The following is a 4847-nucleotide window of genomic DNA, read 5'->3' on the forward strand; positions in this document are numbered from 1 at the left end:
GGCCCTCCGCCGCGACTCGGCACCCCCCCGCAACGCCCGGTGCCGGCTTCCGGGCCATCCGTGCCATGCAGGCAGGCCATCGCAAAAAGCTGGGCCCATTGCATCGCCTTCGCCTTGCCAATCGCCGCATTCGCGGGCATAGAGGCGGCCATCGTGGAGACGTGGCCGAGTGGCTGAAGGCGCTCGTTTGCTAAACGAGTGTACGCTCAAAAGGTGTACCGAGGGTTCGAATCCCTCCGTCTCCGCCAGATTTTTGGGGAATGCAGACGAAACCTGGAGTTTTTTCGACAGGTCCGGCGCAGCCGCTTGAACCTCACCGGGCAGGCGAATCCCCGAAAGCTCCGCGATGTCCGGGCATCGTTCCCGATGAACAGCCGACAGGCATCGCGGCGGCACAGCCGGTGAAGCATCGAACTCTATCCACCAGCACCAATCAGGGCCCACCACCTTTGTCGATCCAGCATCAGACCAGCTTCAATGGACGTCGCGAAGCCTCCGAGAAGGCGAAACAGGCACTTCTCGAAAAGTTCAAGGCGCGCCCGGGACCTGACGATCCCGAGCGGATGAAGCGAGAGGCGGCGCGGCGAGCCATTGTCGAGGCGCGCGAGGCGCGCGAGGCGGCCCGAGCCGCCGAGCGGGAGGCCAAGGCGGCTCAGGAAGCCGCCGAGCGTGCAGCGCGCGAAGAAGAGGAGCGGGCGCGCGAGGCCGAGCGCCGCGCGCAGATCGAGGCCGACCGTCCCAAGGCCATGCTGCGCGAAGCCGTTCTCTATGCGACGCAGCGTGCCCAGCGCGGTTCGCGCCGCTGACGCCGCAGCATCCCACGCGCCTGCATCATCATCGGGAAAAGGCCGGCTTTCGAGCCGGCCTTTTTCGTTGCGCCGGGCCTGACCGATGCCGGCGGCGCGCGGACGGCGTGCCGCGAAAACGGCCAATCCCCTTGCCAAATCGAAAATTTTATTCTCATATCCTGGTGAAAATCGGGCATATGAGAAAAAATATCCTCATCTGCCTCGCTTGGCGAAACGCCATGTTCTTTTCGAGGTTCAGCAGAGAATGGATGCCATCGACCGCAAGATCCTGACGATTCTCCAGGATGACGCCACCGTATCGATCGCCGAGCTCGCTGAGCGAGTGCACCTGTCGCAGACCCCCTGCTGGAAGCGGATCCAGAAGCTCGAGGCGAACGGCTTCATCGTCCGCCGCGTCGCGCTGGTCTCTCCCGAAAAGCTCGGTCTCGGCCTGACGGTCTTCGTGTCGATCGAAACATCGGACCATTCGCGCGAATGGCTCGGCAAGTTTGCCGAGACGGTCTCGGCCCTGCCCGAAGTGATGGAATTCTACCGGATGGCCGGAGACGTCGACTACATGCTCCGCGTCGTGGTCACCGACATGGCCGCCTATGACACGTTCTACAAGCGGCTGATCGAGGCGATCCCGTTGAAGAACGTCACTTCTCGCTTCGCCATGGAGCGCATCAAGTCCACCACTGCCTATCAGGTTCCGGCCCTGCCCAAGCCCTGACGGTTCGATTGTTCCCCCGCAGCGCCCGCAGGCAAAATTATCGCGCTGAGATTTCGAAAAAACCGGAGATGAAATTCTCCATTTTTTGACGATCTTGCGGTTGCGGAAAATTTCATTCTATCTCAAGCCCAATCTCTGGCCGCCGGATCTCCCAATGTCGCTGTCTCGCCGTCTGCTCATCGCCGCCCCGATGGTGGCCACCTTCGCGTCGCGAGCCGTCGCTCAGGGCGGCACGCCGGTCACGGCGAGGATCGGCGTCATCCCGATCCTGGCCGCCGCGCCGGTCTATGTCGCCGACCGCGAGGGCTGGCTGAAGGAGGCCGGCCTCGGCACGACCTATACGACCTTCGAATCCGGCCCGAACATGATCCAGGCGCTGGCTTCGGGGACCATCGACATCTATGTCGCCGGCGTTGCCCCGCTCGGTGTCGCCCGGTCGCGCGGCATCGACATCAAGGTGGTGGCGACCACGGCGGTCGAGGAAATGACGGCGGTGGTGACGCCGAAGCTCGCACGTTTCTTCACGCCTGGCACAGCGCCGGCCGAGGCGTTCAAGCGCTATCGCGCCGCGACCGGCCAGCCCGCCCGCATGGCGACGCAGCCCGCGGGCTCCGTGCCCAATACGACGCTGCAGCATTGGCTGTGGGAGGTGACCAAGACCGACAGGGCCGACGCCACCGTCGTGCCGATGGGGATCGACGCCACGCAGCAGGCCGTCCTGGTCGGTGCCGTCGAGGGCGCGACCATCCGCGAGCCGGCCGTGACCATCGTCACGCAGCGTGATCCGGGCATCAAGATCGTCGCCCTCGGCGGCGAAATGTTTCCGAACCAGCCCGGCACCGTCGTCGCGGTGACCCAGGCCTTCCTGCAGCGCCATCCCGACAAGGTCCAGGCGCTGGTCGGCGCCGTCGTCCGGGCGGTCGCGCTGATCAAGCGCGATCCCGGCCGTGCCGCTCCGCCGGTAGAACAGGCCCTCGGCAAGGGCATCGTGGATACGGCCACCATCGCCAAGGCGCTGGTTTCACCGGCGTCGAAATTCACCGCGGATCCACGCAGCATCGTCGAGGCGACCGCCGCCCTGCAGCGCTATCAGGTCCAGCTCGGCGCGCTCGACCGCGAAGTGCCGCTGGACGGCCTGTTCGACGCGAGCTTCTTCGAGCGCGCCGCTGCCGGACAGTAATCCCGTGAAATCACTGCGCGTCCTGTTGCCGCTGGTCGGCCTTGCCGGCTTTCTCAGCCTGTGGGAGGTCGTGCCGCGGCTGGGTCTGGTCAATGCCGCCTTCCTGCCGCCGCCGAGCGTCCTGCCGGCCGCCTTCTGGCGCGAACTGTCGAGTGGGGCGTGGCTGGAAGCGATCCGCAGCAGCCTTGGCCACTATGCCATGGGGCTGACCGTTGGTTCCGCGCTCGGCGTCGGGCTCGGCATCGCCACCGGCATGTATCGGCCCGTCGAAAGCCTGGCCTCGTGGGTCGTTCGCCTGCTGCGGCCGATCCCGGGCCTTGCCTGGGTGCCTTTCGCCATCATCTGGTTCGGCGTTTCGCCAGCCGCCGCCGTCTTCATCATTGCGGTCGGGGTGTTCTGGATCGTCTATTTTGCCGCCCACGGCGCCATCCGCACGGTCGACCGCGACCTCATCGAGGTGGCCGACGCCTTCGGGTTCCGCTCGGGGCCGGAGCGGCTCCTCAAAGTGCTCCTGCCCGCGGCGACGCCCGGCATCCTCGTCGGCCTGCGCACCGCGATCGGACAGGCCTGGATGGCGGTCGTCGCGGCCGAGATCTTCGGCGTTGCCGGCCTCGGGCAGCGCATGATGCAGGCATCGAGCCTGCTCGCGACCGATATCGTGGTGATCTACATGCTGACCATGGCCGGACTCTACGGCCTGCTCGACACCGCCTTCGTGGCCCTGCAGGGATGGCTCCTCCGATGGCGGGCGTGATCGAGATCCGCGGCCTGGCGCTCGCTTTCGAGCGCGACGGCCGGCGCAACGAGGTCCTGTCGGGCCTCGACCTCTCCGTGGCGCGCGGTGAGTTCCTGGCGATCGTCGGCCCGTCCGGCGTCGGCAAATCGACGCTTCTGCGCGTGCTCATGGGGCTGGCGGAGCCGACCGCGGGCCATGTCGAGATCGCGCCCGCCGCGCCGGGACGGCGCGCCCTGGCCTTCGTGTTTCAGGACGCCCGCCTCCTGCCGTGGCGCAAGGTGATCGACAATGTCGCCTTCGGCCTCGAAAAAACCGGCCTTGGCCGGCGCGAGCGGCATGCAAAGGCCCGCGAAGCGCTCGGCATCGTCGGCTTGGCGGATCTGGCCGACCGCTGGCCGCACCAGCTCTCGGGCGGCCAGCGGCAGCGGGTCGCGCTCGCCCGGGCGCTGGCGGTCGATCCGGACGTCCTGCTCATGGACGAACCCTTTTCCGCGCTCGACGCCATCACGCGCGAGGGACTGCAGGACGAGCTGACGCGGATCCGCCAGGCCACCGGCAAGACGATCATCTTCGTGACCCATGATATCGACGAAGCCACCTATCTTGCCGACCGCATCGTCGTGCTGGCCGGATCGCCCGGGCGGATCGCCGGTCTTCACGCAATCGACCTGCCCCATCCGCGCGAGCGGCTCGACCTGGGTCTGCAGGGCACCGTGCGTGCCGTCCGCGCCGCGCTCGAAGGTGAACTGGTGGTTGACGGCGCGTCGATCTGACCGTCGCGAGTGCGGTGCATGTCAGCACCCGCGCAACTCCCGCGGGATTCGGCAAGCACGCGGAACCCGGCGAATCCCTGCGGCGCGGGTGCCGAGTCGCGATCGTCGCGGTTTCCTACCCAGAAACATCAAAATCACCGCTGTTTCGGCCATTTCAGTGCGTTTCAGGGTATGACCGCGCACGAATCGCTCGCGTGTCGGGCGATCTCGCGATGTGACGGGCGACCGCGCGCGGCCAGGTCCCGGCGTGCCGCACAGGTTAACGGCGGGGCTTCCGGCGTAGATCAAAATTGATCTAATTCCGTAAGGGTTTGCCTGATGTTTCCAGGCTTTCCGGGCGGTTAACGGCTGCGTGGCCTTCTTGCAACAGTCCGGGGCAAAGCGCGGCGCGATCCTATGTGGCACATTGTTTCCGTTGATTGCAGCAGAGCCATCGGCAATGGTGACGCTGCGACGAAGGGGGGCACCCCCGTCGCACCGCCTCTCTTGGGTTCGAAGGTTTCTCCGACCCGCGAAGACAAGACAGGCGGCTCGCGGGGAATTAAGGGCGAAGGCTCGTCGGGGAACCGGCAAGATCAACGAACCCCAGCTCCCTTTCAGGAGAAACTTTGGAGGTCTACAATATGAAGACGGTTAA

Annotated in this window: 5 protein-coding genes and 1 tRNA gene; all 6 read left to right on the forward strand. The window is 66.0% G+C overall.

Annotated elements, in window-relative coordinates:
- Positions 1-155 precede the first annotated feature (155 nt).
- Positions 156-248, forward strand: a tRNA-Ser gene (locus OZ671_RS31845).
- A 12-nt stretch (positions 249-260) separates the two neighbouring features.
- Positions 261-806 (forward strand): DUF6481 family protein, encoded by a 546-nt coding sequence (locus OZ671_RS31850; protein WP_268864419.1) that lies wholly within the window; start codon positions 261-263, stop codon positions 804-806.
- Positions 807-1053: 247 nt separating this feature from the next.
- Complete coding sequence (locus OZ671_RS31855; RefSeq protein ID WP_268864420.1) at positions 1054-1521, forward strand: Lrp/AsnC family transcriptional regulator; 468 nt, start codon at positions 1054-1056, stop codon at positions 1519-1521.
- Between the two features lie 190 nt (positions 1522-1711).
- Entirely contained in the window at positions 1712-2701 is a 990-nt protein-coding gene (locus OZ671_RS31860) for an ABC transporter substrate-binding protein (RefSeq protein WP_442957155.1), read from the forward strand.
- A gap of 4 nt (positions 2702-2705) precedes the next feature.
- The gene (locus tag OZ671_RS31865) at positions 2706-3455 is read left to right on the forward strand and encodes an ABC transporter permease (protein ID WP_268864422.1); all 750 of its coding nucleotides are present in this window, start codon (positions 2706-2708) and stop codon (positions 3453-3455) included.
- Positions 3443-4210, forward strand: a complete 768-nt coding sequence (locus tag OZ671_RS31870) for an ABC transporter ATP-binding protein (RefSeq protein ID WP_268864423.1) — start codon at positions 3443-3445, stop codon at positions 4208-4210. The genes OZ671_RS31865 and OZ671_RS31870 overlap by 13 nt, the downstream gene beginning before the upstream one ends.
- Positions 4211-4847 lie beyond the last annotated feature (637 nt).

The organism is Phreatobacter sp. AB_2022a (genome assembly GCF_026847585.1).
In the GTDB taxonomy this organism is placed as follows: Bacteria; Pseudomonadota; Alphaproteobacteria; order Rhizobiales; family Phreatobacteraceae; genus Phreatobacter.

Excerpts from the sequence above, each read along its gene's own strand:
- OZ671_RS31850 (WP_268864419.1), top strand. The coding sequence starts at position 261 with ATGCAGACGAAACCTGGAGTTTTTTCGACAGGTCCGGCGCAGCCGCTT.
- OZ671_RS31855 (WP_268864420.1), top strand. The coding sequence starts at position 1,054 with ATGGATGCCATCGACCGCAAGATCCTGACGATTCTCCAGGATGACGCC.
- OZ671_RS31860 (WP_442957155.1), top strand. The coding sequence starts at position 1,712 with ATGGTGGCCACCTTCGCGTCGCGAGCCGTCGCTCAGGGCGGCACGCCG.
- OZ671_RS31870 (WP_268864423.1), top strand. The coding sequence starts at position 3,443 with ATGGCGGGCGTGATCGAGATCCGCGGCCTGGCGCTCGCTTTCGAGCGC.